This is a genomic window from Larkinella sp. (assembly GCF_965227735.1).
In the GTDB taxonomy this organism is placed as follows: Bacteria; Bacteroidota; Bacteroidia; order Cytophagales; family Spirosomataceae; genus Larkinella.
The window spans coordinates 3,958,026-3,982,562 of sequence record NZ_OZ245776.1; the positions used below are offsets into that span (position 1 = coordinate 3,958,026).

29 protein-coding genes and 1 pseudogene are annotated in these 24,537 nt (G+C 47.4%); 5 read left to right on the forward strand and 25 right to left on the reverse strand.

The genetic code is table 11. The features are described 5' to 3' along the window. The first annotated feature begins 9 nt into the window (after positions 1-9). Positions 10-2,658 (forward strand): AsmA-like C-terminal region-containing protein, encoded by a 2,649-nt coding sequence (locus tag ACO064_RS15425; RefSeq protein WP_421828159.1) that lies wholly within the window; start codon positions 10-12, stop codon positions 2,656-2,658. A 47-nt stretch (positions 2,659-2,705) separates the two neighbouring features. After that, on the forward strand, positions 2,706-2,864 hold the full coding sequence (locus tag ACO064_RS15430) for a hypothetical protein (RefSeq protein WP_421828160.1): 159 nt from the start codon (positions 2,706-2,708) through the stop codon (positions 2,862-2,864). Positions 2,865-2,888: 24 nt separating this feature from the next. On the opposite strand, the gene ACO064_RS15435 is transcribed toward ACO064_RS15430, so the two are convergent. Then, positions 2,889-3,947 carry a class I SAM-dependent methyltransferase gene (locus ACO064_RS15435; RefSeq protein WP_421828161.1) on the reverse strand — a complete coding sequence of 353 codons (1,059 nt, stop codon included), beginning with the start codon at positions 3,945-3,947 and terminating at the stop codon, positions 2,889-2,891. A 108-nt stretch (positions 3,948-4,055) separates the two neighbouring features. Here ACO064_RS15435 and ACO064_RS15440 point away from each other — a divergent pair, with 108 nt between their 5' ends. Both ACO064_RS15440 and ACO064_RS15445 read left to right on the forward strand, forming a co-directional pair. Next, positions 4,056-4,640, forward strand: coding sequence for a cupin domain-containing protein (locus ACO064_RS15440; RefSeq protein ID WP_421828162.1), 585 nt, complete (start codon positions 4,056-4,058; stop codon positions 4,638-4,640). Further along, positions 4,637-4,816, forward strand: coding sequence for a hypothetical protein (locus ACO064_RS15445; RefSeq protein WP_421828163.1), 180 nt, complete (start codon positions 4,637-4,639; stop codon positions 4,814-4,816). Before ACO064_RS15440 ends, ACO064_RS15445 begins: the two co-directional genes overlap by 4 nt. 161 nt (positions 4,817-4,977) lie before the next feature. On the opposite strand, the gene ACO064_RS15450 is transcribed toward ACO064_RS15445, so the two are convergent. The 24 genes and pseudogenes from ACO064_RS15450 to ACO064_RS15565 form a co-directional block, all read right to left on the reverse strand. Then, positions 4,978-5,799, reverse strand: a complete 822-nt coding sequence (locus ACO064_RS15450; protein WP_421828164.1) for an alpha/beta fold hydrolase — start codon at positions 5,797-5,799, stop codon at positions 4,978-4,980. A 106-nt stretch (positions 5,800-5,905) separates the two neighbouring features. After that, positions 5,906-6,334 carry a PH domain-containing protein gene (locus ACO064_RS15455; protein ID WP_421828165.1) on the reverse strand — a complete coding sequence of 143 codons (429 nt, stop codon included), beginning with the start codon at positions 6,332-6,334 and terminating at the stop codon, positions 5,906-5,908. Beyond that, positions 6,331-6,690, reverse strand: coding sequence for a TfoX/Sxy family protein (locus tag ACO064_RS15460; protein WP_421828166.1), 360 nt, complete (start codon positions 6,688-6,690; stop codon positions 6,331-6,333). The genes ACO064_RS15455 and ACO064_RS15460 overlap by 4 nt, the downstream gene beginning before the upstream one ends. A 61-nt stretch (positions 6,691-6,751) precedes the next feature. After that, positions 6,752-7,552, reverse strand: a complete 801-nt coding sequence (locus ACO064_RS15465) for a helix-turn-helix domain-containing protein (protein ID WP_421828167.1) — start codon at positions 7,550-7,552, stop codon at positions 6,752-6,754. An 18-nt stretch (positions 7,553-7,570) separates the two neighbouring features. Further along, positions 7,571-8,545: an SDR family oxidoreductase gene (locus tag ACO064_RS15470; RefSeq protein WP_421828168.1), complete on the reverse strand. Its 975-nt coding sequence runs from the start codon at positions 8,543-8,545 to the stop codon at positions 7,571-7,573. A gap of 161 nt (positions 8,546-8,706) precedes the next feature. Continuing rightward, entirely contained in the window at positions 8,707-9,459 is a 753-nt protein-coding gene (locus ACO064_RS15475) for an SDR family oxidoreductase (protein ID WP_421828169.1), read from the reverse strand. Positions 9,460-9,531: 72 nt separating this feature from the next. Then, positions 9,532-10,107 (reverse strand): Crp/Fnr family transcriptional regulator, encoded by a 576-nt coding sequence (locus ACO064_RS15480; protein WP_421828170.1) that lies wholly within the window; start codon positions 10,105-10,107, stop codon positions 9,532-9,534. A 35-nt stretch (positions 10,108-10,142) separates the two neighbouring features. Further along, positions 10,143-11,012 carry a hypothetical protein gene (locus ACO064_RS15485; protein ID WP_421828171.1) on the reverse strand — a complete coding sequence of 290 codons (870 nt, stop codon included), beginning with the start codon at positions 11,010-11,012 and terminating at the stop codon, positions 10,143-10,145. Positions 11,013-11,198: 186 nt separating this feature from the next. Continuing rightward, complete coding sequence (locus tag ACO064_RS15490; RefSeq protein ID WP_421828172.1) at positions 11,199-11,564, reverse strand: DUF2200 domain-containing protein; 366 nt, start codon at positions 11,562-11,564, stop codon at positions 11,199-11,201. Between the two features lie 365 nt (positions 11,565-11,929). Beyond that, on the reverse strand, positions 11,930-12,523 hold the full coding sequence (locus ACO064_RS15495) for a dihydrofolate reductase family protein (RefSeq protein ID WP_421828173.1): 594 nt from the start codon (positions 12,521-12,523) through the stop codon (positions 11,930-11,932). A gap of 99 nt (positions 12,524-12,622) precedes the next feature. Continuing rightward, positions 12,623-13,123: an SRPBCC family protein gene (locus ACO064_RS15500; protein ID WP_421828174.1), complete on the reverse strand. Its 501-nt coding sequence runs from the start codon at positions 13,121-13,123 to the stop codon at positions 12,623-12,625. Further along, complete coding sequence (locus tag ACO064_RS15505) at positions 13,113-13,445, reverse strand: ArsR/SmtB family transcription factor (RefSeq protein WP_421828175.1); 333 nt, start codon at positions 13,443-13,445, stop codon at positions 13,113-13,115. Before ACO064_RS15505 ends, ACO064_RS15500 begins: the two co-directional genes overlap by 11 nt. A 70-nt stretch (positions 13,446-13,515) precedes the next feature. Continuing rightward, the gene (locus tag ACO064_RS15510; RefSeq protein ID WP_421828176.1) at positions 13,516-13,695 is read right to left on the reverse strand and encodes a hypothetical protein; all 180 of its coding nucleotides are present in this window, start codon (positions 13,693-13,695) and stop codon (positions 13,516-13,518) included. Between the two features lie 317 nt (positions 13,696-14,012). Then, a complete protein-coding gene (locus tag ACO064_RS15515) occupies positions 14,013-14,426 on the reverse strand; it encodes a putative toxin-antitoxin system toxin component, PIN family (protein WP_421828177.1) in 414 nt (137 codons plus the stop codon). After that, complete coding sequence (locus tag ACO064_RS15520; protein WP_421828178.1) at positions 14,407-14,631, reverse strand: hypothetical protein; 225 nt, start codon at positions 14,629-14,631, stop codon at positions 14,407-14,409. The genes ACO064_RS15515 and ACO064_RS15520 overlap by 20 nt, the downstream gene beginning before the upstream one ends. Before the next feature lie 132 nt (positions 14,632-14,763). Next, a complete protein-coding gene (locus ACO064_RS15525; RefSeq protein WP_421828179.1) occupies positions 14,764-15,165 on the reverse strand; it encodes a DUF2809 domain-containing protein in 402 nt (133 codons plus the stop codon). 78 nt (positions 15,166-15,243) lie between these two features. After that, positions 15,244-15,684: an NAD(+)--rifampin ADP-ribosyltransferase gene (arr, locus tag ACO064_RS15530; protein ID WP_421828180.1), complete on the reverse strand. Its 441-nt coding sequence runs from the start codon at positions 15,682-15,684 to the stop codon at positions 15,244-15,246. Between the two features lie 543 nt (positions 15,685-16,227). After that, positions 16,228-17,262, reverse strand: coding sequence for a hypothetical protein (locus ACO064_RS15535; RefSeq protein ID WP_421828181.1), 1,035 nt, complete (start codon positions 17,260-17,262; stop codon positions 16,228-16,230). A gap of 326 nt (positions 17,263-17,588) precedes the next feature. Beyond that, entirely contained in the window at positions 17,589-18,119 is a 531-nt protein-coding gene (locus ACO064_RS15540) for a hypothetical protein (protein ID WP_421828182.1), read from the reverse strand. Positions 18,120-18,302: 183 nt separating this feature from the next. Then, positions 18,303-19,112: a hypothetical protein gene (locus ACO064_RS15545; protein WP_421828183.1), complete on the reverse strand. Its 810-nt coding sequence runs from the start codon at positions 19,110-19,112 to the stop codon at positions 18,303-18,305. Positions 19,113-19,278: 166 nt separating this feature from the next. Beyond that, complete coding sequence (locus ACO064_RS15550; protein ID WP_421828184.1) at positions 19,279-20,262, reverse strand: hypothetical protein; 984 nt, start codon at positions 20,260-20,262, stop codon at positions 19,279-19,281. A gap of 138 nt (positions 20,263-20,400) precedes the next feature. Further along, positions 20,401-20,682, reverse strand: a complete 282-nt coding sequence (locus ACO064_RS15555) for a tyrosine-type recombinase/integrase (protein WP_421831029.1) — start codon at positions 20,680-20,682, stop codon at positions 20,401-20,403. Next, positions 20,663-21,178, reverse strand: coding sequence for a tyrosine-type recombinase/integrase (locus ACO064_RS15560; protein WP_421828185.1), 516 nt, complete (start codon positions 21,176-21,178; stop codon positions 20,663-20,665). Before ACO064_RS15560 ends, ACO064_RS15555 begins: the two co-directional genes overlap by 20 nt. Further along, a pseudogene (locus ACO064_RS15565) lies at positions 21,175-21,528 on the reverse strand (single-stranded DNA-binding protein). The gene ACO064_RS15560 and the pseudogene ACO064_RS15565 overlap by 4 nt, the downstream one beginning before the upstream one ends. Positions 21,529-21,706: 178 nt before the next feature. Here ACO064_RS15565 and ACO064_RS15570 point away from each other — a divergent pair. Further along, positions 21,707-24,514, forward strand: a complete 2,808-nt coding sequence (locus ACO064_RS15570; protein ID WP_421828186.1) for a TonB-dependent receptor domain-containing protein — start codon at positions 21,707-21,709, stop codon at positions 24,512-24,514. Positions 24,515-24,537 lie beyond the last annotated feature (23 nt).

Consider the following 24,537-nt stretch of genomic DNA (forward strand, 5'->3'; position numbering starts at 1 on the left):
GCAATTAGCATGAAAAAAACCGGAATCATCCTTGCATCACTACTGGGCGTACTGCTCCTGGTCGCCTGGATTGTGCCGATGTTTTTTCGGGATAAAATCGTAACCCGTCTCCAGCAGGAACTGACCAATCGGGTGAATGCCCGGATCACGTTTCGGCCCGAAAAAGTGAGCCTGTCGCTGCTTCGCCACTTTCCCAATCTGACCTTGCAAACCGATTCACTCAGCATTGTCGGACGAACGCCGTTTGCGGGTGATACCTTGCTTAGCACCCGCGCCTTCGAAGTAAAAGTCAACCTGCTGAGTGTGCTTTCGGGCGATAAATTGAAACTGAACGGCGTGTATCTCGATCAGCCGCGCGTGCTGGTGAAAATTCTACGCGATGGCCGGGCCAACTACGACATCTACAAAGCCGCTGAAAGTGACGAACCGGAAAAGGCCGACACCAGCCAGACGGCTTTTACGCTCGACATCGACGAATGGGAAATAAAAGATGGTTTGATCCGGTATGACGACCGGAGTTTGCCGATGACGGTTCGGCTGGAAGCGGTCCGCCATACCGGCAGCGGCAGTTTGTCGGCGGAAGTGGCGGATTTGGTGCTGAAGACGAAAGCAGAACGCATCTCGCTCACCTACGACGGGATGGAATACCTGAGCGACAAAAAGCTGGATGCCGATATGAAACTGCGGGCCGATCTTGAAACATCCATCTACACCTTTGCCGACAACCGCATCCGCGTGAATGAGTTGCCGCTGGAACTCAACGGCTCGATTGCCACCGGCACATCGGCACCGGCGGATACGTCCATGCGGTTTGATTTGACGTATCGGTCGCCCGACAGTGATTTCAAAAATCTGCTGTCGCTGGTGCCCGGAATGTATTCCGAACAGTTTCAGGACATCGATGCCGACGGAACGGTGCGTTTCGACGGAACGGTGAAGGGTGTTTACAATGCGAAGCAAATTCCGGCGTTTCTGCTGAATCTGGTCGTCAACGACGGGCGGTTCAAATACCCGGATTTGGCGTCGGCAGTCGAACACATTGCTCTGGATCTGACCGTCAGCAATGCCACCGATCGCTTTGATAATACGGTAATTAATCTGAAAAAACTGGTTGCAGATCTGGGGCAGAACCCGATTCGCGGGCGGGTGCTGGTGCGGGGGCTCACCCGCTCCAGCGTTGATGCCGACCTGACCGCCAAACTGAATCTGGAGGAGTTGACGCAGTTGTTTCCGATTGACAGTATGACACTGCGGGGGCTGGCGGATCTGAACCTGAAAGCGAAAGGCATCTACGACAAAACCGCCAAACTCTTTCCGGTGGCCGATGGGCTAATCCGGTTGCAGAACGGGTCGGTGAAGTCGATGAAATTTCCGGAACCGGTGGAAGCGATCAATGTCCGGGCGAGCCTCACCAACCGGACGGGCAAACGGGCCGATACCCGCGTGGACATCGCCAATTTGCAACTGCAACTGGCTGGCGATCCTTTTCAGGCCAAAGGCTGGGTGCAGAATTTCGATGATTATACCTTCGATGTAATTGCCAAAGGCCGACTGAATTTGACGAATTTGACCCGCATTTTTCCAGTGGAAGGGACCCGGTTGGCCGGGCTGATCGACGCCAGCATGGAAGCCAAAGGCCGGCTTTCGGACGCCAAAGCCAAACGGTATGACCAGATTCCGACCAGCGGCACGATGGCGATTACAAACCTGACCTACCGGGGCGAAAGTCTGCCGCAGGGGCTGACCCTGAATTCTGCCCGGCTGACGCTGCTGCCCGGAAAGCTGAACGTCGACCAGGCGCAGGGTATGCTGGGAACCAGCACTTTCACGGCCGACGGTTTTTTGAGCAACTACATTCCGTTTCTGCTGGACGAGAACCAGCCGCTGGAAGGAACGCTCAACGTTCGGGCCAATCAGTTGAGTATCAACGAATGGATGAGTGACGATCTGCAGCCACAGGCAAAAACCGCCCAGCCGTCGGTGGTTGAAATTCCTGATAACATCCGATTTGTGGTCAATGCAACCATCGGTCAGGCGGTTTACGACAAAATGCCGTTGAACAACGTCAAAGGACAGCTTGAACTAGCCGACGGAACCCTGCGGATGAAGCAGGTGACGTTTAATTCGCTGGGCGGGCAGTTTGTTACCAATGGGAGCTACGACCCGAAGGATCTGGCAAAACCGCGGTTTGCCTTTGATGTCAACATTGCCAACGCCGACATTTCGCAGGCTCACCGGCATCTGACGCTCGCCAGAGTGGTTTTTCCGCTGGCGCAGTACATGATCGGGCGGTTTTCGAGCACCTTTGCGGTCGATGGGCGGCTGGAGCCGGATATGATGCCGGATTTGAACAGTTTGACGGGAAATGCGCTGGTGAAGATAGTGCAGGCGACGCTGAAAAATAACCCGATTATGGAGCGTCTTGTTGAAAAAACAAAACTGTCTGACCTCCGGAATGCGCAGTTCAAAGATCTGCTGATGAAAGTGGACGTCAAAAACGGGTTTGTAACCATCAAACCGTTCGATGTCAGGATCAAGGACAATATCGTGACGGTTTCGGGCTCCAATTCACTGGAAGGAGACCTGAAATACCTTCTGAAACTGGATGTGCCAACGGCAAAGCGGGTGTTCAGTTTGCCAAAGCGTTTTCGTCGCTGACGGGCCAGCCGCTCGAAAACGTCGATCGCGCCAAAATCGACTTCGCATTGAACGGGAGCTACAAAAAACCGCAACTTCAGTTTCTGGCGGGTCGGGCGGCCACTCAGGTGAAGGATGTCGTGGTGAAACAGGCCAAAGAAGACCTGAAAGAGCAGGGGTTGAAACTGCTGCAAAAGCTGGCGAAACCGCCGAGAGACTCGACGTAACGAGTGAATGATAAAAATCAATGGTTACCTTTTGGAGACGATCATCGCCCGGCCCGGAATCGAGAGGTAGGTGATGACTTTCGAGGGTTTCAGCCCGGCCTGTTTTTGCCAGTCCTGAATTTCCCGAACGGAGTAATTCCCGGCGGTGCTGGTCAGGCCGTAGAACAGATCCATGCTGTTGCCCACCAAATTAGTGCCAACGCCGGTCGAATTGCCGTCGTCCTCGGGGCGGATAAATTCATTGACAATGTAAACGCCCCCCGGTTTCAGGGATTTGGCCACTTTCCGGGCCACTTCGCGGTTTTGCTCCTCCGAAAAATGATGCGCCAGACTGGACATCAGCACGATGTCGTATTGCGCTTCCCCAAATTCATCCGTCAGCGCGTTGCCTGCCTGGTGCCGAACGCGGTCGCCCATGCCCAGGCGCGCCAGCAGCGGAGCCGCCTGCTCGATGGCCGGTGGCAGATCCAGAATAACCGCCTGCAGATTCGGTAGTTTTCGGCAGAGAGCCACCGAATGCTGGCCGTGTGAGCCGCCAATGTCGAGCATGCGTGTGGCATTTTTGGGCACCGGGGCTTTCCGGCCAAACTCCCTGGCTTCGGTGCCGGTGGCCGCCAGCATGGCCTGCTGGTAATACGCCCATTGCTCGGTGGTCAGGTGGTCATGATACTGAATGCCTCTGCCGGTTTTCAGGTAATCCCCCAACTGGTCCAGCCACGGCCAGACGACCCGGTTGTTGAACAGCATCATGCCAAAAACCGACTCCTGCTGTTCCTTCAGCAACCAGCGACGGCTGATGCGGGTTAACGTATACCGGTTATCGCGTTGTTTGAAATAGCCCAAAACCAGCAGCAAGCCCATCAATTCGCGCAACGCTTTCGGATTCAACTGACACTCGGCGGCAATTTCATCCACTGTCTGTTTGCCGTTGTGAACCGCTTCGAAAACGCCTTTGTCGGCGGCTTCGAGGACCGCCTTGCCCACAATCGGGAAAATCTGGGCGTGCAAAAGCGGTAGCGGTACCAGATTGATTTTGAGGGCAATCCATTCGAGGAGGTTTTCGGGTGTAACGGTAAGTCGCATGTGGATTAGAACGGTTTTTCTTATTATATTTTCGACGTATATTCGTTCTTAGTTAAAACCGGATTTAACCGGTAGAAAGCTGAAATCGTCAGGATTTATTTTCACGGCATGAGTAAGGTACAGGAATTTATTAACTCGGGAATACTGGAAGAATATTGTCGTGGCCTTCTTCTGCCCGGAGAAATTCAGGAAGTAGAGCGAATGGCCGGCCTGTATCCTGCTGTTCAACAGGCCATTGATCGCATCACCCGGACGTTAACGCAACCGGAGGCACCGAATGAACGATTAAAAAACCGCATTCTGAATACACTAAATGAACTCGGCGAGCCTCCGGTTTTCGATTTGGGCAATCTACCAATCATCAACGCCTATTCCGACGCTGAGCAGTGGCAGCGAACGGTGGCGTCGATTCAGCCCACCCGCGAATTTCGGAACCTGTATGTTCACCCGCTACGGTCCGGCAATGGGATCGAGCAGTTTATTCTGTGGGTAAAAGAAGAAGTGAAGCCCGAAGACCACCACGACGAACGCGAGAGTTTTCTGATTCTGGAAGGGGAGTGTGAATGCCAGATCGGGACTGAAAAAATCCGGCTTTCGGCGGGGGATTATGTCGATATTCCGCTGGATACCGAACACACGGTTCGGGTGTTGTCACCCGAACCGGTGAAGGCAATTATTCAGCGGGTGAAGTGAGCGGGTTATCTGAGCGCTTTCACCGTCACACTTTTCAATCCATTCGTCACCCGCAGCAGCAACAGACCCGGCGGTTGATGCTGAACTACAAACGTCTGGCTTTCCACGGTCTGGGCGAAGTCAATCTGTCGGGTCGACAGCGTCCGGCCCTGATTACTTTTACTTGGGAAAAATAGGTGAGGGCAGCTTGCACCTGATCCCGAACGCCTTCGCTAAAATACTGGGTCTCGGCGGGGTTTTACGTATGAAATTTTTAGCACCTACAAAACAAAACCCGGATACTGAACTTAGGTTGGGTTTTAAAAGTGGCCGGTGAAAACACCGGCCACGAAAAGGACTAGGATTGGATGAACGCTAACAGGTCAGCATTGATGGTGGCGGCTTCAGTCGTCGGCATGCCGTGCGGAAAACCGGGGTAGGAGATCAGCTTTCCGTTCTTTAAAAGCTTCACCGCCTTCACGGCGGTCAGATGAAAGGGAACGATCTGGTCATCTTCACCATGTAGAACCAGGACCGGTACATCGACACTTTTAAGGTCTTCGGTGAAGTCGGTTTCGGAGAAAACGTTAACGCAATCGTAATGCGCTTTGATGGCGCCCATCATGCCCTGCCGCCACCAGTTATCCCGAATTCCCTGCGAAACCTTGGCCCCTTCCCGGTTGAAGCCGTAAAAAGGCATCGTAAAATCCTGAAAGTATTGAGGACGGCGGGTCGCGGTTCCTTCCCGGATTTCGTCGAACACCGACATCGGGATCCCGTCTGGATTCGATTCGGTTTGTACCATGAGGGGCGTAACGGCACTGATCAAAACCGCTTTCGCGACCCGGCCCTGGCCGTGTTTGGCCACATACCGAATCACTTCACCGCCACCGGTGGAGTGTCCAATGTGGATCGCATCTTTTAAATCCAGAAACGCGGCCAGTTCGGCCACATCGGCAGCGTAGGTATCCATGTCATGCCCGATGTCGGTTTGTGACGACCGGCCGTGTCCCCGGCGGTCGTGCGCAATCACGCGAAAGCCCTGGTTCAGGAAAAACATCATTTGGGCATCCCAGTCATCGCCCGACAATGGCCAGCCGTGGTGGAATACGAGCGGTTGACCGGTTCCCCAGTCTTTGTAATAGATTTCGGTTCCGTCTTTTACGGTGATCTTTCCCATTGTTTTACGTTTTGGTTGGTTATTGATAAGGTTTCGGAAAAATACGTCTTTTGACAATATGGGTGTAAAAGCAATCCTTTCTCACCACCATTGATGATGGGCTTTTCTAATCACCTTGTTGATTACGGTATTTTACCTCGATAGCCGGATTCAGTTCGAGCAGGTCATTTACAAAACCCTGTTTGTCTTTTGGTGACAAAAGTACGCCGTCGTACCGGTTGTATACAATTTCGAGCCGGTCTAACGAGAGGGCCGGTGAACTCAATGGATTCCGGGTTTCCCGGATCTGGCGGATAGCCCCGACGTCAATTGTGGACTGGTATAAAAAACCGGCTGTTACCTCCAGCTTCCCGTTCCGAATCGTGTAACGGGTGTTTAGAAACAGATAAACGATGAACGCAACCACGGCCAGTAGAATGAAAACTCCCGGCCAGATCCGGTTTAGGATCATCAGGATACTAATCGAGCCAAGAACTAACCCCAGCGGAATGGCCAGCTCAAGCCCTATTTTGGATGAATAGGTTTTTGTCATCATGTCGCTTTGCTCTTTTTAGCCAGTGGGTTAAACGCCAGACAAAGCTCAAGCCAGCGTTCCAACTCCTTCGGGCTTTTGAATCCGTTTTCGGTTACATACACATAGCCCTTCATGGTTTTTCCCGAAAAGTCCATCGGAATACAGTCGTTTTCTTCGAGGACGGTTTCAGAGGCTTCCAGGCCCACCCGGCAAAGCAGCAGGTCTTCGTCCCGTTTCTTATCGAAATGCGTAGCGCAGAACAGCTTGTCGTCCACCAGAAAGCACAAGCCGCTGAACATTTTCTTTTCGGTAAAATCGACCCCTTTGTCCACTAACATTCGGCGGATTCGGTAGGCGGTTTCTTCAGTATAGGGCATGATCGGATTGGTTTCATTACCGGTTCAGGCGTCCACTTTGCCGTTATGTTAGATCGCGTCGTTAGCCTTTGGGGTGGTTATCAACTACTTCTGTTGGTGTTTTGCCAAACTGCTTCTTGAAGGCAAACGAAAAATGCGACAGATCCTCAAAGCCTACTTCCAGATACACCTGGGCGGGTTTGAGGTGCTGGTTCGCCAGTTGAAAATGAGCTTCATCCAGCCGTTTCTTTTTGAGCCAGGTGTAGGGCGTTGTCCCGAATTGTTTCTGAAAATCCCGTTTGAATGACGACAAGCTTCGTCCCGTAAGATACGCAAAACGTTCGAGACTGATGTTAAAGCGAAAATTTCGGTTCATGAATTCTTTCAGATTTATCTTTTCGGGAACGCTGAAATTAAAGAAAACGCCGGTCAACTGCGGATTGGCTTTCAACAAAATCAGCAGCAATTCTTCCCTTTTTAAATCGGCGAAGGTTTCGTCAATCTGTAAATCGCCGGTGTAATAGGGTTCCAGAGAATGGACAAAACTCTGTATGAATTTAGTCGCTTCGATCCCTAAAAACGAGTCGTCGTTGGCAAAAACCGGCACATCGACCGGGTGGCGTTCCTGGAATCTTCTCAAAAATGGTTCGTCCAGCGTAATGATAATTTTCTCAAACCGATCGTTTTCCTTGTATTTCGTATACCGCACCAAATGATTTTTCCGGGCGATTACGACATCGCCCGGATTCATCGTATACGTGTTTCGCCCGTCAAACGCCTTCATCGACCCCTTCAATAAATACAGAAAAAAATGGTCTGATATGAATTGCTCCGGGGAAATTTCAGGCCCTAAGTGGCAGGATTGGATGTTGTGAACTTTCAAGTTTAGTGTCTTTAGACGTCAATCTAAAAATAAATTTCTTTGCAAGCTATCGGCACTGGCCAGCAAGGCCGCTTCTTTGCTGCGGGGCTGCCAGCCCAACACGGTTTTGGCTTTCCGGTTCGTCATGTCAATGTAAAATTCCGGGGCCGTCGGCTGCATCCCGGCAATGTGTTTCGCTAATTCGGGCCGTTCTTTTTTAAACAGTTCGGCGACATCATGAAAGCTCATCACGCCATCCGATGCCGCAATAAACCGTTGGCCGCCAGCCTCCGGATGCGTCATGGCCGTGAGATGGATCGAGGCCACATCCCGGACATCGACAACGCCCATGGTAAAATCCGGACTTTCCCGGACCACGCCATTCAGGATTCCGGAAACCGCCATATCCAGCGACGCCGAGGTGATTCCGCCCAGAACCGGCCCAAAAATTCCCACCGGATTGATGACCGTCAGTTCCAGATTCCCGCCTTCGGCTGCGATATACGCCCAGGCGGCTTTTTCGGCCACGGTTTTCGACTTGATGTACGGCGGAATCGGGGCCGTGGCGTCCGTCCAGTCGTCTTCGGTAAAAAGATGATCTTTGCGACTGCGGCTGTAGCCGATGGCCGCGAATGAAGAGGTTAGCACAACCCGTTTGACACCGGCTTTCTGAGCGGCTTTCAGCACCCGCAAAGCACCATCCCGCGCCGGAATGATTAGTTCGTTTTCATCCTTTGGGTCCTGGGCCGGAAACGGCGACGCGACGTGCAACACATACTCCACACCCGCAACGGCTTCCTCCCAACCGGTGTCGCTGGTCAGATCGGCCTCAAAAAACGCCAATCGGGTAAAATCGTCAATTCCGGCTTCGCTCAAGGCGTTGATGATGCTGTCTTTTTTCGACAGGGAGCGAAGCGTGGTATTTACGTGGTATCCTTTTTGTAAAAGTTGAAGAATGGTGTGGATTCCCACAAATCCGGTGCCGCCGGTTACCAATACAGTTTGGTTTTTCATTTTGGTTGGTCGTTAATGAACAGCACAAAATTCCGGATTTGAGCGATCGGCAACTTTGCTGTAACGTCCAATTTTGGTTTGTTGTGAAGATCACTTCGGGCAACAAAAAAGGATTGCCTTGTCGTGGCAATCCTTTTTTGTTGCAGGTATGCAACTACGGTTTAGCGCTGGTTTTCCGCTTTCGAAATCCATTCCTCGTAGTGGGTACTTCCCACATACCCGGCGGCATCGGGCACCAGCGTCGTGGCCGTAATGGCGGCCCCTGAATAAACCGCTTTGGCATCGGTTACCACTTCCTGCGGATTGTCGATGCTCGCAAAATAGCGCCGGATCCAGGCATCCATCTCAAACCGCTCGGGTCCGGCAATGTCTACGATGCGATTGGTTGGCGTTCCGGTGGCGGTTTTGGCCAGAAAAGAGGCCACGTCGGCACTGGCGATGGGCTGCACAAGCCCCCGGGGCAACACGATTTTCCCGTCGGCCGCACTCATGTGGGCAACGCCTGCCGCAAATTCGAAAAACTGGGTCGCCCGTACAATCGAGAACGGAATGCCGGATGCTTTGACCAGGTCTTCCTGCACCTGCTTGGCGCGGAAATAACCGCTTTCCTGAAGTTTGTGGGTTCCGACCACCGAGAGGATAACATGGTGTTGAACACCCGCTTTTTTTTCGGCCGCCAGCAAATTCTCCGTAGAGGTTTTAAAGAAGGCCATCACGTCCTCCGTGGCGAAGGAGGGCGAGTTGGAAACGTCGATCACCACCGTGGCGTTTTGGAGGGCTTCTGCCAAACCGGTTTTGGTGATCGTGTTGACGCCGGTATTGGGCGATGCGGCCAGAACGTCGTACTGGTCCTGTAATGTATGGGTTAACTGGCTGCCGATGAGGCCGGTACCGCCGATAATAACTAGTTTCATCTTGCTTCGTTTTTAACGGATTAACTGTGACGCAAAGGTGAAAACCGTATGGTTTAAAAATTTTAAACCAGTTTAAGAAATGCTTTTCCGGCGAATTTCGCTCAGGTACTCGGGCGTAAAACACAGGTAGGAAGCCAGCAGGTATTGCGGAATGCGTTGCAGAAACTCGGGATGTTTTTTGCAGAAATGATGGTATAACTCTTCCCGCGAAAAGCCATACATAAACTTAATCCGCATTTGAGCGGCTGCATACGCTTTTTGATAGACGCACCGAAAGTATTTTTCCATCACCGGATGTTGCGCCAGCAGTTTTTCCCGGGCATCCCGATGCAGGGCGAGCACGTCCGTAGGTTCAACGGCCTGAATGGTAGACTCGGTGATCGATTGGCTTTCGTAGGCAAAATGGTCGGTTATCCACCAGTTTTCGATGGCCAGTTCCGTGGTTTGTTCCACGCCTTTTTCATTGACATAAAACTTCCGCAGGATTCCCCGTTCGACAAAATAAAGCCATTGGCAGACCTGTCCTGTCGTGAGCAGGTTTTCTTTTTTGCCCACCGTTCTGGTCTGAAAATACGAAAGAATCTGAACCGCTTCGTCATCTGTAGCGGCTGTGAATTTATGCAGATGGGCTTTGAAGCGTTCGGGCATGGATCGATGGTTCGCAGCGGTTGTTGATGCCTGTTTTACTTGTAGTTTTTTACATCAAAATCGATGTAAAGGAGATCTTCCTTCATTCTATCGCCTTGCTTCTCCTGTCTGGAAAAGTAGAGCCTCTTTTCTTTCGTATGCACAAATGGGCAAAACTCAGCGAGGCTGGAATTGATGGGTGATCCCAGATTTTTCGGGGTGGTCCATTTGCCTTTTTTCTGAAAAGAGATGTATAAATCGACATCGCCGAAACCGGCCGGATCGGACGAAAAATAGAGCAGGTAATCTTCGTCGGGAGAAATAAAGGGGTTTGATTCCCGCTCCGTCGTATTGATGGGTAAACCCAGGTTTCGGGGAGTTTGATAGTTGCCATTTTTAAATTCGGAAACATACAGATCGGACTTGCCTTTGCCATCTTCATTTTCCTTCATAAAATAGATGTTGCCGTTCCGGGCCATCGAAGCATAGGATTCGGAGCTTTCGGTATTGATGACAGAACCCAGATGGTACGGTTTGCTCCATTGATTGTTCGCCAGCGTAACCGCCCAGATGTCAAAATCTTTCCGGTCGGCACTTCTCCCCGTGGACCTGTTGGATTGAAATAATACCGTTTTTCCGTCGGGACTAAACAGGGGGTCGATGTCTTTCCATTCGCCGGTTGGGGACGAAAAAGACGCCACAACCGGCGTCGACCAGGTGCCGTTGTTTTTCCTCGACTCCATTATTTTTAATGTGTCTCTCTTCCCATTTGAGCGCACCCAAAGCGCAATTTTAGAATCAGGCGAAATGGTTAGCCCAAAAACGCCACCGTTGGATATCAGCGAGGGTTCAAATAGTTGGGGTGCTACTTGTGCTTCACACAGCATGGTGATGCCCAATAATGCGGCTGCAAATAAGTATTTCATGTGGATTGACTTGTTGATTATGTACCCTAACCGCGCCCCCTGCGGTTTGAATCGCAGCGATCTAATCGAAATCGAATAACGCCGGTCTATAAACGTTACTTGTGTTGCAGGTAAAGTTTAAATCGTCATGGGGCAACTTTCCGCCGTGCCAACCAGCACCGCTTGCCCAATCATTCGCCGTTTGTTTTAAACAACCCGCAAAATCTTCTCCATTTTCCGGCCTTTCGCCAATTCATCCACCAGCTTGTCTAAATACCGAACCTGCTGCGTTAACGGATTCTCGATTTCTTCCACCCGATAGCCACAGATTGCCCCCGTAATGCGTTCAGCAGCGGGGTTTAGCGTAGCCTTTTGAAAGAAGGCTTCAAACGTCACCTTTTCTGCGATGAGTTCTTGCTGCCTTTTTTCGTCGAATCCTGTTAACCAGGTGATTACCTGATGCAATTCGTCTTTCGTTCGGCCTTTCTTCTCCACTTTGGTAACATAGTGCGGATAAACCGAAGCGAAAGTCAGCTTTGCGATCCGCTCATCGTGTTCGGGTGTTGCTTTCATATTTTCTATTTTAACGCAAACTATGCGATTATTCCCTTGCCTAACAGTTGTTTACGTGCCGCTAGGGTCAATAATCTCACAATTTGCGTTATTTTAACTCAAACTGTGAGATTACTGACCCCGGAGGGGTCCAATGTTACTAGCAAATGCGTATTCCGAGCACTCCCGGCGTGCCGGAGGTACGCGATATAGGCTTGGTTGCGTACCTCCGGCACGCCAAAAACTCTTAAAATACCGGTTTGCTATTAACATTACGTGCCGCTGGCACGTAAACAACTGTTAGACGAGGGCATCACCTCAAAGTTGGCGTTTATTTTACTATAAATTTAGTTAACTGAGATAGGCTGTTCGGTATTTTTTCGATCTTAAGCTCCAACAGCACCGGTTTTGACTGCTCCCGCCCGCTTATAATAGGCAATAAGTACGCCACTTGGGGTAACCACACTCTCCGTCAAGGCAAAGGCTACCGGGATCGAGCCATTGTCAAACAATTTTTTTCCTTCACCGAGCGTCAGGGGGTAAATTTTGAGCCGGAGTTCGTCCACTAAATCGTGCTGTAGTAACAACTGAATAAGCTTACTGCTGCCCCAAACCTGAAGGTCAGCGCCATCGGACTGTTTGAGCTTTTCGATAGCGGCCAGACTGTTGAGAAATACCGAATTTTTCCAATCGGAGCTGGTTAGGGTGGTGGACAGGACATATTTGGTGCCGTCATTGATCCCCGGCCATACATTCGCGTGCTTTGGCCAGTATTCTTCCCAAATCTCAAAGGTTTTGCGGCCCAGCAGATAGTCGGTCGGTTGCATATCTTTTTGCACGACCTTACCACTCACTTCGTCACCATACGGCGCCACCCAACCGCCATAGACGAAACCGTCTGCCGTATCTTCCTCAGGTCCACCGGGTGCCTGCATGACGCCATCCAGGGTAATCATGGACAAAACAATTATTTTTCGCATCGGGCTGGTTTAGTATGATACAAATCTCGCCAAAATACAGAATATCATGGCAGTATGAATACGACAACGGCGTTTTTACCGATGAATTGCAAGCGAAAATCATTTTTGCGATAAAGTTGCCAGTACGGTTTCCAGGTTGTTCAGAGTCATGCTGAATCCTTCTTTGAAGCCCATTTCAATCATTCTCTCCATGCGTTCGAGGGATTCATTGTAAATGGTAATACTGACTTTTGTCGCTCCGTTTTGTTCGCTGAAAGTTAAATCCCAGTCCGAACCCGGCAATTCGGGGTTTTCATCCGGGTCGGCAAAGGCGTTGAGCAGTTTGAAATTGGTTTTTGGACTGATGGACGTGTATTTCTGAATGGCCCAACGCTCTTGTCCTTCCGGGCTTACCATCGCATAAAACCGTCGCCCGCCCACTTCAAAATTCATGACCTTGGTTTTGGATGTCCAGGGTTTAGGGGCCCACCATTGGTCCAGAATTTCCGGTTTGGTGTACGCATCCCACACCAGTGAAAGGTCGGCTGCAAATTCCCGGCTTATAAACACCGTTTTTGCGGCTTTGTCAACGGTAAAATCAACTGGCAATTCATTTTTCATTTTGCTGTTTTTTAAGGGTGGCTAATACGTCGTCTAATTGGTTAAATCGATCTGCCCATAGTTGACGGAATGGCTCGAGCCAGGTGTCGATTTCTTTCATTTTGCCGATTTCAAGCTGGTAGTAAATTTCCCGGCCCGAAAGCTCCGGTTTTACCAGTTCGCATTCGGTCAATATTTTCAGATGCTTTGATACCGCCTGTCGGCTGGTGTGAAAATGCTCGGCCAGTGCGTTCGGGGTCATTGCCTGCAGGGCAATAAGCACAAGAATGGCCCGCCGTGTCGGGTCGGCAATCGCCTGAAAAATGTCTCGTCTTGTTTCCATCGTAATCCATCTGCTACCATGTGGTTGCAAATATACGTGCAATGATCTGGTTGCGCAACTTTTTTCAAACTCAAAATTTGGGAATGTTGGAAGTCGTAGCGTGTGGCTTGTCTTTTGAACTAGAATCGGTTTCGGTTACTCCGCTGCGATTCCACCGCCGGGCGGTTTTTGTCTTTTCAAGATAGACAACAAAAAGAACGCCGAGGGTATACGCCAGTAAATCAATCCATTCGAAGGCGGTGCCAATCACGATTCTGGCCAGTTTATACTGTTGAAATATTGCAGCACTTCAACAGTTAGGACTTTCGCTTTTGCCCCTAAATCCCCTAAAGGGGACTATGCGCATCCGGATTAACCCGCGTCCAAGTCCCCTTTAGGGGATTTAGGGGCAAAAAGCAAGTGTATCAGAATTATCAGACGTAAGTCCTAACAGTATAGGAAAATACTAAAACAAAGAGGGGCGTGGACAAAACCGGAAAATTCAGAAAGGAGCGTAGAAAACAATGCTTGAACTTGACGGATTTCTCATCGGGCAAAACTAAAGGATAACTACCCGGTTTAACATAATTACTTACCGGATAAATACGTTGCGATCGTCACGATAGTGGTATTTTCAAACTGTTGAAGGTCAAGCAAATCCTTATCGCCGGTGATTAAATGAGTAGCCTTCGCGTCCGTAGCTAAGGCTAACAGAAAATTGTCCTTAGGGTCGCGACAAATAGTTATCTCGCTGGTGACGGTTACAAATTCTGCTCGTAAACTGATTTGTTCTACTAAAGCTTGCAGGTCCGCGAGGGAAAAATACCGTTTGAACTTTGGTCGCCTTGCTACTTCGATGAATTCGTCCAGAAGTTCCTGGCTGAAAAGCAAGGTAAGTGTCTGGTCAGCAAACACCTTGTCCAGTTTAGTGAAGTTTTTGGTCAGCAAAAAGCTAATCCAAAGGTTCGTATCGATGATAACTCTATGCTTTCTTTTTGGCATAGCGCTTGGACCTTACCAATTCAACTTCTTTGGTGATGTCTTCCAAAGACGGCGGATTATCAGCAGCTTTTGCCCGTAGACGATTGACGACTTTCATAAAACCGTCTTCTGTCGTTTGCCGGATCGCAATCAAGTTCAGGTCCGCAAGGTCTTGCAGAAGCTTGGTCGCTTTGGGGTTCAGAATGTCAATCTGATAGGTTGTCATAGTTCAAATATAATAATTTCTGGCCGGATTGGGTTGTCGTTGCGCTTTACTTCTTCTCCTCGGTCGGTCAGGACACCGGCCAGAAATTGGATTTTAGAACGTGGCCCGTGAAAAACCACATCCGGAAGCAACTTAGGATAGTTGACTTCCGCCATGATTCCACCGCCGGGCGGTTTTTGTCTTTTCAAGGTATACAATGAAAAGAACGCCCAGCGTATACGCCAGTAAATCAATCCATTCAAACGAGGTGCCAATGACGATTCTGGCCAGTTTATACTTTTGAAGCCCCAGCCGTTCAACCAGGTTAAAGTATTGCAGGACTTCAAGGGTATAGGAAAACAACAGAACAAAGAGGGCCGTTGGTAAAACCGCTATGTTCAGGAAGGCACGAAGAAAACAGTAGATCAAAATAACGACGACAAAATCCCCAACGTACGGTCGAATGATTTCATCATGGAGAAACAGGGCAATCAGGACTTCGATGATGAAGAGGAGTACGGCGATGATAAAGTAGTGTGGTCGGAATGTCAGCAAGGGGTTTATGGGTTGGCCGCTATGTTTTGAGAGTTGGTGGTTTTTATTTGGGCGGTTTCGAGCGTATTCAGCAACGGTTTAGTCATTTAATGAATTAATTCCTTGTTCTTTAAGTTTTTCAAGGTGGTCTTTCATTGTCTTAACCTGTTCGCTTGGGTGTCCTTGCCAAACTGTCACTTCTCCAACAATTTTAAACGGTTGAGTTGAACGATAGGATTGGGTCGGATTGCCCGGAAATTTTTTGTCGGTCAAATCTGGATCGTCTTCTATTTTGCCTGTTGGCTCTACCAAATAAATTCTTTCTCGTCCGTCACCAAATGCAAGTTCTGCTCCCCAAATTGCAGCGTCCAACGTTGCGCTTAAGAATATGTATTTTGCATTTTTTTGTTGTCCGTAGTTTGAATTGTAACCAACTTCTATGAGGTCGTTAATATTCAGGTCTGCCTTAGTTCCGTGAAAATAAGTTTGTGCGAACGGTGTCGCACCTTGTCTAATCGATTTGTTTTCGTCCTGCTCCATTGTAAAAGTCTATTGTAAGTGTTAATTTGTTTGTTCAGTAGTCGTCCTGCAATGCCGGCTAACGTTTAGGGCTTGCTGCCTGAAGCTGATTTTATATTTTAGGCCATTGCGAAGACGGGCCGGAGGCCCTTTGGATAGCAGTCACTCGCGGCACGCGAGCGACAACGGAGAAGACTTCAATAATGAAGAGAGGTAAGGCGATGGTGAAGTAGTAAGGTCGGAATGTTAGCAACGTGTTCAGAATGGTTTAAGGTTTGGCCTATTTCTCCTGAGATGGTTTTCTCATCGGCTAAAAGTTTGGTTCTGGAATGTGGCCGGTGTCTTCACCGGCCAAGGTGAAGGATTGAGAAAATGCAGAAGTTCCCCAAGTCAAAATGACAATGATAAATGTAATTGTTATAAATTTCATGTTAAGGTTTTAAATTTTACAATTGCCACCAACGTTTTGGCGCTTGGCGAAGGTGGCGATTTTTACCACAAATGTGTCTGCGGAGCACTGAACCGCCACTTTTGCCAAACCGCTGTTATGCCTTCGTTGTTTTTTCACAGTGTCTTTAATATATATTCTGCTTTGTCTTTCAAGTACGGTACTTCTACTTTATAATATCTGTCGTAGTCGGGATACAACACTATGAGAAACATTTTAGAAACAGTTAAACCATAGTTTTTTTCAAGAATGTATTTGTATAAACTTTGTTGAAGGCAATATCTATTGTAGCTCGTGTCGTGTATTGTTGAAAGTTGACCAATTCCCACGTTACCCCAAGTGTCTGTTACAATTGGATTACCGCTGAACACGTCTATTATTTTTTTACTTCTTTTCCAATCATACAATTCATAACCTGCTCCATTTTTGGTAATCAAATCTATTGTTCCCGCTATATGATGTTCTTCATCAAATACTCGCCATTCTGTTCTGTGCGGATTTAAGTTTGGGTGGTCATTACAAAATTGTTCAAACAAATGAAATTCTGGAGTGTTCACATATTTTTGTCCAAGATAAAATCTTTCGATTTGTTGGTGTAAATGTGTCCCTTGATTAGCAGCTTCTTTTCCTCTCGAATTCCATATTTCAACAATTTCCTCAACAGGCAATCCAAATAAAGGATTGCTTGCACTCAAATTACTGGCTTTGCCATAACTGTCAAATTCAGGAAAGAATTTTGCAATTATTGTGCTTGCTGATGGGGCAGGTGTATTGTCAATTGTGTAAATATGAGGTTCGGGATAGAATTTGATTCTGCTGTCTCTCGAATGTGCATTTTCACGATTAAACGCAATAGATTGCTTGTTGTCAACTTCTCCAATTAAAGTTGGCTTAACCAATTTTTCCTCTTTCAGTTCTTGCTCGTCAAAATCTCTTTCGATAGTTTCGGTTTGTTCTTCAATGGATTGGAATGTATGATTTAGATATTGTTCTCTATACTTTGCTTTTTCCCACTTTTGTGCTTGTACTATGTCCCAAAGTCTTTCAACCCGCAATGCTGATTGATTTATTAATTGGTTAGGAATGTCATAATTTGGAATAGCTGACTTTATCGCTTCTGCGATAAATTTTAAACAGTCGTATTCTTGCAAATGAACTTGATACTCTGAAAACCGAATGACTATCCAACCTCTGTCTACAAAATAGATGTCTCGATTAACATCTTCACCTTTGCAATGTGTCGGCTGTCGGGTAATTCCTGCGTATGGTTCGTCTATTTCAATGTCTATTCTAAGGTTTGAATTTGATTTATCAATTATTGCAATGTCTGGCTCAAAAGGGCGTATTTCTTTACCTGTATTTAGTCTTACATTTCCTAAAACAACAAAGTCCTTTCCAAAGTATCGTTCAATTGAATTTTGAAAATATTCTTCTTTAAACCCTCTACGTTTTGTATTTCCTAATCTATAGCTTCTAACTACTGTGCCTTTTTTAGGAAACCGAAAAACTGGATATGATTTGTCGTAGGAACTTTTGTGATGTCATAATTAACAAAGTCAATTTCGTTTTTTGATTTTGTTGTTTCAACTTTGGCTTTAGGAAATAGTTCTTCGGATTTTGCTTTAGCTTTTGGTTTAACTTCAACTGTCTCAACTTTTGGAATTACTTTTTCTTGTTTGGTTTCGGTTGGTTTTGCGTATATTGGTTTTGGCTCATTTACTTCCAAATTGACTTTAACAGAAGTGTCTGTATAAACTTTAGTTTGAGGTGTTTCAAGTTTTGAATTTTCTTTCTTTCTGTCAAGTTTTGGTTTATTGATTTCTTTCTCTGCAACAACTGTCGATGTTATTCTTTGACTTCCTATATATTCAATTTTCGCTTTTCGTCTGTTCTTTGAAAGTCTCCAAATAACGTAAAAGATTAAGGATGTCACCACAAAAATAGCTGTCCAAAATCTCAAAGGATGAATCGTCTTGAATTCAATTATAAGTCGGTATATTTCTTCCATTATATTGTTTGTTTACGGTGTCGCCCTACAATGAGGCATAACGGGTTCGGGCTTTGCGTCCGGGCGGGTTTCGGAGCACAAAACTGTCAACTTGCACTACACTTGATACGAAGCACAAAGCTCCAAATTTGCACGTCACCCCGCCTGACGCAAAACCCGTGTTATAGAGCGTTTTTCTTTCTGTCATTGTTCTAGTTTCTGTGGTAGCCAATAATTTATGTCCTTGTGTCCTTTTGGAACAATTAGTCCAATGTTTGCCTTGCCACTTTTTATTTTTTTGATTACAGGATGTTCAGGATTATTTCTTTCTCTTGTTTGTCCACCGTAAAAATAGCCATAGTCGTTTTCGTCAACTGCGTTAAATCTTTTTGTAAACGTGTCAATGGTCGAGGCTGACTTTTCAGATGTAAACATTCCGAAATGAATTTCTGTACTCCATAAAACACCAAAACCTTTTACTGACTTGTCAAAAATTGCTCTTACGTTACTGTCGCACCTTTGTATCCAATACGCCCAATTAATTACTTCAATTCCTGTTTCATCTTCGACAATTTTCTTTTTCCTAAATGGGTCGTCTTTGGGCATACCCCAACGTGAAGGTGCAAAATGTGAAGGTCCATCAAACTCAATAAATACAGGTGGTTTGTCTTTAAGTGTTAACTTTAAGTCCATTGAAAAACGTTTGACTTTTAACTGTCTTTCGATATGTATATCAGGGAGTGTTCGTCTGATAATTGCAATTAAGAGAAGTTCGTCAAGGCTTGATTTTTCTACGGGAATTGCATTTGGAATTTTACTTTCATACCATAGTTTTTGAATTTGTCTTTCGTCAGCAACTTCATTACCATCTATGAGTTTAAAATTTGCAATTACTAAGTCATCGTCATTAACCTGAAGTATTTCTTTAATGTCTGACTTTGTCAAATATGAACCAACACATTTATCACTGTCGTTAAGGTCAAAAACTCCTACTGGTCGTCCTAATATTGCCATTTTCTGTGTCGTCTTTTAAAAAGCCCTATAACGTTTTCGGGCTTTGCGTTCGGGCGGGTTTCGGAGCACAAATTTTCAATTTATTACTAAAGTTCATTAGAAGCACAAAACTCCAAGTTTGCACGTCAGCCCGCCTGACGCAAAACCCGTGTTACAAGCTGCGCTTTTACGTCTGATTATTTTCATTTCGTCTTGCAAGTAAATTTGGAATTACCAAGCTTAATATAGTTCCGAATATAGCTATTAGAACTCCTAACATCCAAGCATTTTGAACTTCCATTTCTTTTTGCAAGGCGTCAAGTTTTGATTGTGTCAACTCTTTGGCAAAATCATCTGTTTTTTTAAGCACTTCAATTTCTTGACGGATTTGCAAAAGTGATAAAGCTTTTTCTGGATTATCTGAAATGCCTACTTCGATGGTCTTAACTCTTTTTTCAAGTTGAGCTACATTTGTGTTAAAATAGATTGTGTCAGTTTTATTCTTAGTCTTTTCGATTGCAATCACTTTTTTTTCGAGTAAGCCTATTTTTTGAACTAGTTTTTGGTGTTTAGCTTCCAAACTGTCACAACAAATTACTGGTTGGTTTGATGGATTGTCGAACCCTTTTTGCTGAAAGAAAATTGCAACTAATGAAGCTGAAACGCCAAGTATTAAGCTTAGTAAAGTAAAATATGCACTTTGTCTTGACCTTGTTTTTTTATCTTCAAGTTCCTTAATTTTCTTTTGTAGTAGTTCTCTTTGTTTAAGTTTTTCTTCGGCAATTCTTTTGGCTGAAAGTGTTTCAAAATTCGGGAAGTCCTCTTTTGAGATTGGTTGAAAGGAGTTATCTTTTGTAAGTTCAAAGATTTGAAAGTCCTCGTTTTCTATGGGAACAACTAGGTAAGCTGGAATATTTTTAGTCCCTAAATAACCAAAAATCTTATAGAACTGTCCGACTGTGATTTCTTCAACTCGTCTGTCAAAACGGTTTTTAAATTCAATCAGTCCTATATACTCTTTATTAATAGTATCAAGAATAATTAGGTCTGGACGGAACATTGTCCTTTCGCTTTCCGACCGGATTGCGAATTGAGACAGTAAATTGTCCCTTGTGTAACCACGTTCAAGAAGAAATTTGATAAATATATTTTCAAGTTCTCTTTCTAACATAGTGTCGTCCTTTTAGGGTTGCTTGTAACTCCTAAATATGCGAAAGTTTTGTCGTAGCTTATGTATTTATTTGTATTTTTATCGAAATATATGGTATTTTAAGTGTTTTATTTTAGCATACTTGGTCATATCATCAGCCTAATCATCCAGCTTCAGTTGATCGAACGGGCTTCGGATCGTTTCAAGAGTACGGTTACTGACATGTGTATAGCGGAGTGTAGTTTTTAGGTCGTTATGACCCAGCAACTCCTGTATAAGCTTGATGTCGGTACCGTTTTCGTGTAAGTGTGTTGCGTAGCTGTGTCTTAAGCTGTGAAATGTTACTGCTTGTTTGATTTTTGCCGCTTCTTTTGCTCTGTGAAAAACCTGTTGTAAACTCCTTGTACTGTAAGGGCAGCCCTCATACCATACGTTCCGAATGGATGTCTCTTATACGGAGGTTGACCACTTCACTAACTCTAAGACCTGCCGAATAGGCTAAAAATAGCATTGTTTTATGTTTCAGATTTTCTAACTGGGCAAACAGTTTTTCAATCTGAGTGATTGCCAACACATTAGGCAAAATTATTCTTTTCTTTGGGCGGGGTATTTCAAAAAAAACTCGTTCCCGGCCCAATACTTGCTCGTAGTAAAACTTGACGGCATTCATTCGGCTGTGTATTGTGTTTTCTGAAAGCTTAAGCGTATTGATACAATACAGAAAGTAGCTCCTGAGTCGATTGGCGCCCAGTAAATCAACGGAGTGGCTTTTCAGTATATAAAGTAGTTGTGCAAACTCATTTCGGTAGGTTTTGAATGTGCTTTCACTGTATGCTTTGAGCTGTAGTGTCTCGATTAATTTTTGTAAAGCAGGTTGATTTACTGGATCTATCTGTGCCAGAAGATCCTTCCGCGTCCCTGTAAGATTTGAATTCATACATCTGTATTATTTCCGGTTTTTTTATCGAGCATAATAAGTTGATCGGCTACAATTTCGGTCACATACCGGACTTTTCCTTCTTTATCCTCAAACTGCCGATTTTTTAATTTCCCTTCAATGTAAATCAGGCTATCCTTATGCAAATATTTATTTGCCAGATCGGCTAAACTACGCCACAGCACAATAGTGTGTCAAATGGTATCGGTATGGGGTTGTCCATTGCGATCTGTAAATAGTTCGGTTGTTGCCAGCGATAGCTTTGCTACGCTGATGCCGCCCTCGAGCTGCCGAAATTCAGGCGTATTCCCAAGGTTGCCTATGAGTGTAACTTTGTTTAAACCACGCATCTAGTAAGAATTGAACAGAGGGAGCCATTACCATAGTTGTAAATACAAATACAATAAAATTTGGGACAAAAAGCAAAACCTCCCCCCCGCCAAAATCACAACCCTCCCATAACCTTCCCGTAACATTGGGGTAATATAGCCACCCTACCTTTGGGTCGTCAAAAAACGACACCAAACTATGAAATTTCTTCTAACCGGAATCTGTTTACTTTTCCTCCAGTTCAGCGTCCTTGCCCAGAGCGGCTCCCTCAAAGGGACGATTAAAGACGCCAAAAACAACGAAGCCATCATCGGCGCCACCATTCAACTCGTCGGGGCCAACCCCGTCATCGGCTCGGTCACCGACGTTGAAGGGAACTTCGAAATCAACAAAGTGCCCGCGGGCGTTCACCAACTGCAAATTAGCTACGTTTCCTACGCCACCAAAATCATCGACAACGTGCGGGTGGAGGCCGGAAAAACCACACTGATCAATTCCGCCCTGGCCGAAGACAACAAAACCCTCGCGGAAGTCATCGTAAAAGGCCAGCGCGGCACCAACACAGAGGTCGCCGTCATCACCGAAATCAAGCAGATCGAGCAGGTGGCAGTCGGAATTTCGGCGCAGCAGATCTCCCGCAGCCAGGACCGCGATGCGTCGCAGGTCATCCGCCGGGTGCCGGGCGTTTCCATTCAGGACGACCGCTTTATCATCGTTCGCGGGCTGAACGAACGCTACAACACCGTCATGCTGAACGACGTCATCACACCGTCTACGGAGGTGGATATCAAGGCGTTCTCGTTCGATCTCATTCCGAGTTCGGCCATCGACCGGATGCTGATCTTCAAATCGGGAGCCGCCGAACTGCCGGGCGATTTCGGGGGCGGGATCATCAAAATCTACACCAAAACCATCCCGGACGCCAACAGTTTCTACGCCGGTATTTCAACTTCCTACCGGGGCAACACAACTTTCCAGAATCACAGCTCCTACCAGGGTGGCAAAACCGACTTCCTCGGTTTCGACGACGGCACGCGCCGGTTGCCGTCCAATTTCCCGTCGCAACGCCGGATCAATGCTTTCGGCGCGTCGTCGGAGCCGGTCATCAACAAGTTTAAGTCGCTCTCGCCGTATTTTGCGCTGAACAACAAAATGGTTTCGCCGGATTTGCGGGCGCAACTGGGCTTTAGCCGCCGGTTTTACCTGGGCAGCAAGGAACTGACCACATTTACCAACCTCAATTATACCAACACGCACACGTTTGCCAACGTTGAGCAATACCGGTATTTTTCGGCCGACCCAACCACCGGAAAAAGCGACATTCAATACGCTTACAACGACCAGTTGCTGACCGAAAACACCCGCCTGGGTGTGTTGTCCAACTGGGCGCTGATTCTGAATCCGCGGACGAAAATCGAATTCCGGAACCTGTTCAACCAGTTGGGAACCAAAGAAACAACGCTGCGCGGTGGGTATAATGACAATAACCTGGAGCTGAACAACTATGCGTTCCGCTACGAACAGAAAAGCATTTACACCGGCCAGTTGAATGGCACGCACGAACTGAACGGCCAGAGCCGGTTGCGCTGGACGGGCGGTTTTGGCTATACAAACCGCCAGGAGCCCGATTACCGCCGGTTTACGTCGAGCCGTCCGCAGGGCAGCAGCGAACCGTTTCGCATCGACGTTCCGCAGCAACCCAGCCCGACATTCCAGAATGCCGCCCGGTTTTATTCGAACCTGACGGAATACGTCACCACGGGCCGCGTCGATTACGAATACAAAAAGGCCGCCCCCGCCGATACGGACGACAAACAGGTGCTGAAACTGCGCGCCGGGGTCTACAGCGAATACAAAGACCGGGTGTTCAAGGCGCGGTATTTCGGGATCGTCAACCCGAACAACGTGAGTGCCGAGGTGCTGTCACAGTCGCCGTCGCAGTTCTTCCAGGCGTCCAATCTGTCGGCCAGAGGGTTATATTACAACGAAGGCACGAACACGCAGGATCATTACGACGCCCAGAACCTGATGATGTCGGGCTATGTGGGAGCCTACCTTCCGCTGTCGGCCCGGTTTAACGCCACGCTCGGTTTCCGGGGCGAATACAACCGCCAGCAATTGCAAAGCGTCGTAAACGGCGTGCAGCCGATCCGGGTCGACAACCCGATTTTCAGCCCGCTGCCATCGGTCAATGCGTCGTATAACCTGTCGGACAAGTCGTTGTTCCGGGTGGCGTATAGCATGTCCGTCAACCGGCCGGAGTTCCGCGAGCTGGCGCAGTTTGCCTATTATGACTTTAACTACGACGTGTCGCGCGTTGGGAATCCGAACCTGAAAATTGCCAAAATTCACAACGCCGACGTTCGCTACGAGTTTTATCCGGGCGAGGGCGAGCTGATTTCGGTCGCCGGTTTCTACAAATACTTCATCAACCCTATCGAAGCCAAAATCAACTATTCGGGCAGCGGGGTTTCCTACACCGTCGATAACGCCAACAACGCCTACAGCATGGGCGTCGAACTCGAAGCGCGGAAATCGCTGCGGGGCGTGAGCGGTTCCGGTTTGCTGGACAACATGACGGTTTTGCTGAATGCGGCTTTGATCAAAAGTTCGGTCATCAACTCCTTTGTCGGTCAGGAAAACAACCGGTCGTTGCAGGGGCAGTCGCCGTATCTGGTCAATGCCGGGGTGTATTACACCGATCCGAAGCAGGGCTGGCAGGTCAATGTGCTCTACAACGTGATTGGCCGCCGGATTTTTGCGGTGGGCGACCGGTCGGTGCAGCCGACGATTTACGAAATGCCGCGTAACGTGATCGATTTGACGGTCACCAAAAAAGTGGGCGACCATCTTGAAATCCGGGCCGGTATTCAGGATCTGCTCAACCAGCCGTTCCGCCTGATTCAGGATTCCAACCTGGACAAGAAAATTACGGACAGCGATGATGTGTACCAGCGTTTCAAACGCGGCTCGTACTCGACGGTGGGGATAACCTATAAGTTTTAAGTCAATAACCAATCAATATACAC

Bases quoted from the DNA above. Each gene is read 5' to 3' on its own strand.
- ACO064_RS15425 (WP_421828159.1), top strand. From the start codon at position 10: ATGAAAAAAACCGGAATCATCCTTGCATCACTACTGGGCGTACTGCTC.
- ACO064_RS15435 (WP_421828161.1), bottom strand. From the start codon at position 3,947: ATGCGACTTACCGTTACACCCGAAAACCTCCTCGAATGGATTGCCCTC.
- ACO064_RS15440 (WP_421828162.1), top strand. From the start codon at position 4,056: ATGAGTAAGGTACAGGAATTTATTAACTCGGGAATACTGGAAGAATAT.
- ACO064_RS15450 (WP_421828164.1), bottom strand. From the start codon at position 5,799: ATGGGAAAGATCACCGTAAAAGACGGAACCGAAATCTATTACAAAGAC.
- ACO064_RS15455 (WP_421828165.1), bottom strand. From the start codon at position 6,334: ATGATGACAAAAACCTATTCATCCAAAATAGGGCTTGAGCTGGCCATT.
- ACO064_RS15460 (WP_421828166.1), bottom strand. From the start codon at position 6,690: ATGCCCTATACTGAAGAAACCGCCTACCGAATCCGCCGAATGTTAGTG.
- ACO064_RS15470 (WP_421828168.1), bottom strand. From the start codon at position 8,545: ATGAAAAACCAAACTGTATTGGTAACCGGCGGCACCGGATTTGTGGGA.
- ACO064_RS15475 (WP_421828169.1), bottom strand. From the start codon at position 9,459: ATGAAACTAGTTATTATCGGCGGTACCGGCCTCATCGGCAGCCAGTTA.
- ACO064_RS15480 (WP_421828170.1), bottom strand. From the start codon at position 10,107: ATGCCCGAACGCTTCAAAGCCCATCTGCATAAATTCACAGCCGCTACA.
- ACO064_RS15485 (WP_421828171.1), bottom strand. From the start codon at position 11,012: ATGAAATACTTATTTGCAGCCGCATTATTGGGCATCACCATGCTGTGT.
- ACO064_RS15490 (WP_421828172.1), bottom strand. From the start codon at position 11,564: ATGAAAGCAACACCCGAACACGATGAGCGGATCGCAAAGCTGACTTTC.
- ACO064_RS15495 (WP_421828173.1), bottom strand. From the start codon at position 12,523: ATGCGAAAAATAATTGTTTTGTCCATGATTACCCTGGATGGCGTCATG.
- ACO064_RS15500 (WP_421828174.1), bottom strand. From the start codon at position 13,123: ATGAAAAATGAATTGCCAGTTGATTTTACCGTTGACAAAGCCGCAAAA.
- ACO064_RS15505 (WP_421828175.1), bottom strand. From the start codon at position 13,445: ATGGAAACAAGACGAGACATTTTTCAGGCGATTGCCGACCCGACACGG.
- ACO064_RS15515 (WP_421828177.1), bottom strand. From the start codon at position 14,426: ATGCCAAAAAGAAAGCATAGAGTTATCATCGATACGAACCTTTGGATT.
- ACO064_RS15520 (WP_421828178.1), bottom strand. From the start codon at position 14,631: ATGACAACCTATCAGATTGACATTCTGAACCCCAAAGCGACCAAGCTT.
- arr (WP_421828180.1), bottom strand. From the start codon at position 15,684: ATGGAGCAGGACGAAAACAAATCGATTAGACAAGGTGCGACACCGTTC.
- ACO064_RS15540 (WP_421828182.1), bottom strand. From the start codon at position 18,119: ATGGAAGAAATATACCGACTTATAATTGAATTCAAGACGATTCATCCT.
- ACO064_RS15545 (WP_421828183.1), bottom strand. From the start codon at position 19,112: ATGGCAATATTAGGACGACCAGTAGGAGTTTTTGACCTTAACGACAGT.
- ACO064_RS15550 (WP_421828184.1), bottom strand. From the start codon at position 20,262: ATGTTAGAAAGAGAACTTGAAAATATATTTATCAAATTTCTTCTTGAA.
- ACO064_RS15560 (WP_421828185.1), bottom strand. From the start codon at position 21,178: ATGAATTCAAATCTTACAGGGACGCGGAAGGATCTTCTGGCACAGATA.
- ACO064_RS15570 (WP_421828186.1), top strand. From the start codon at position 21,707: ATGAAATTTCTTCTAACCGGAATCTGTTTACTTTTCCTCCAGTTCAGC.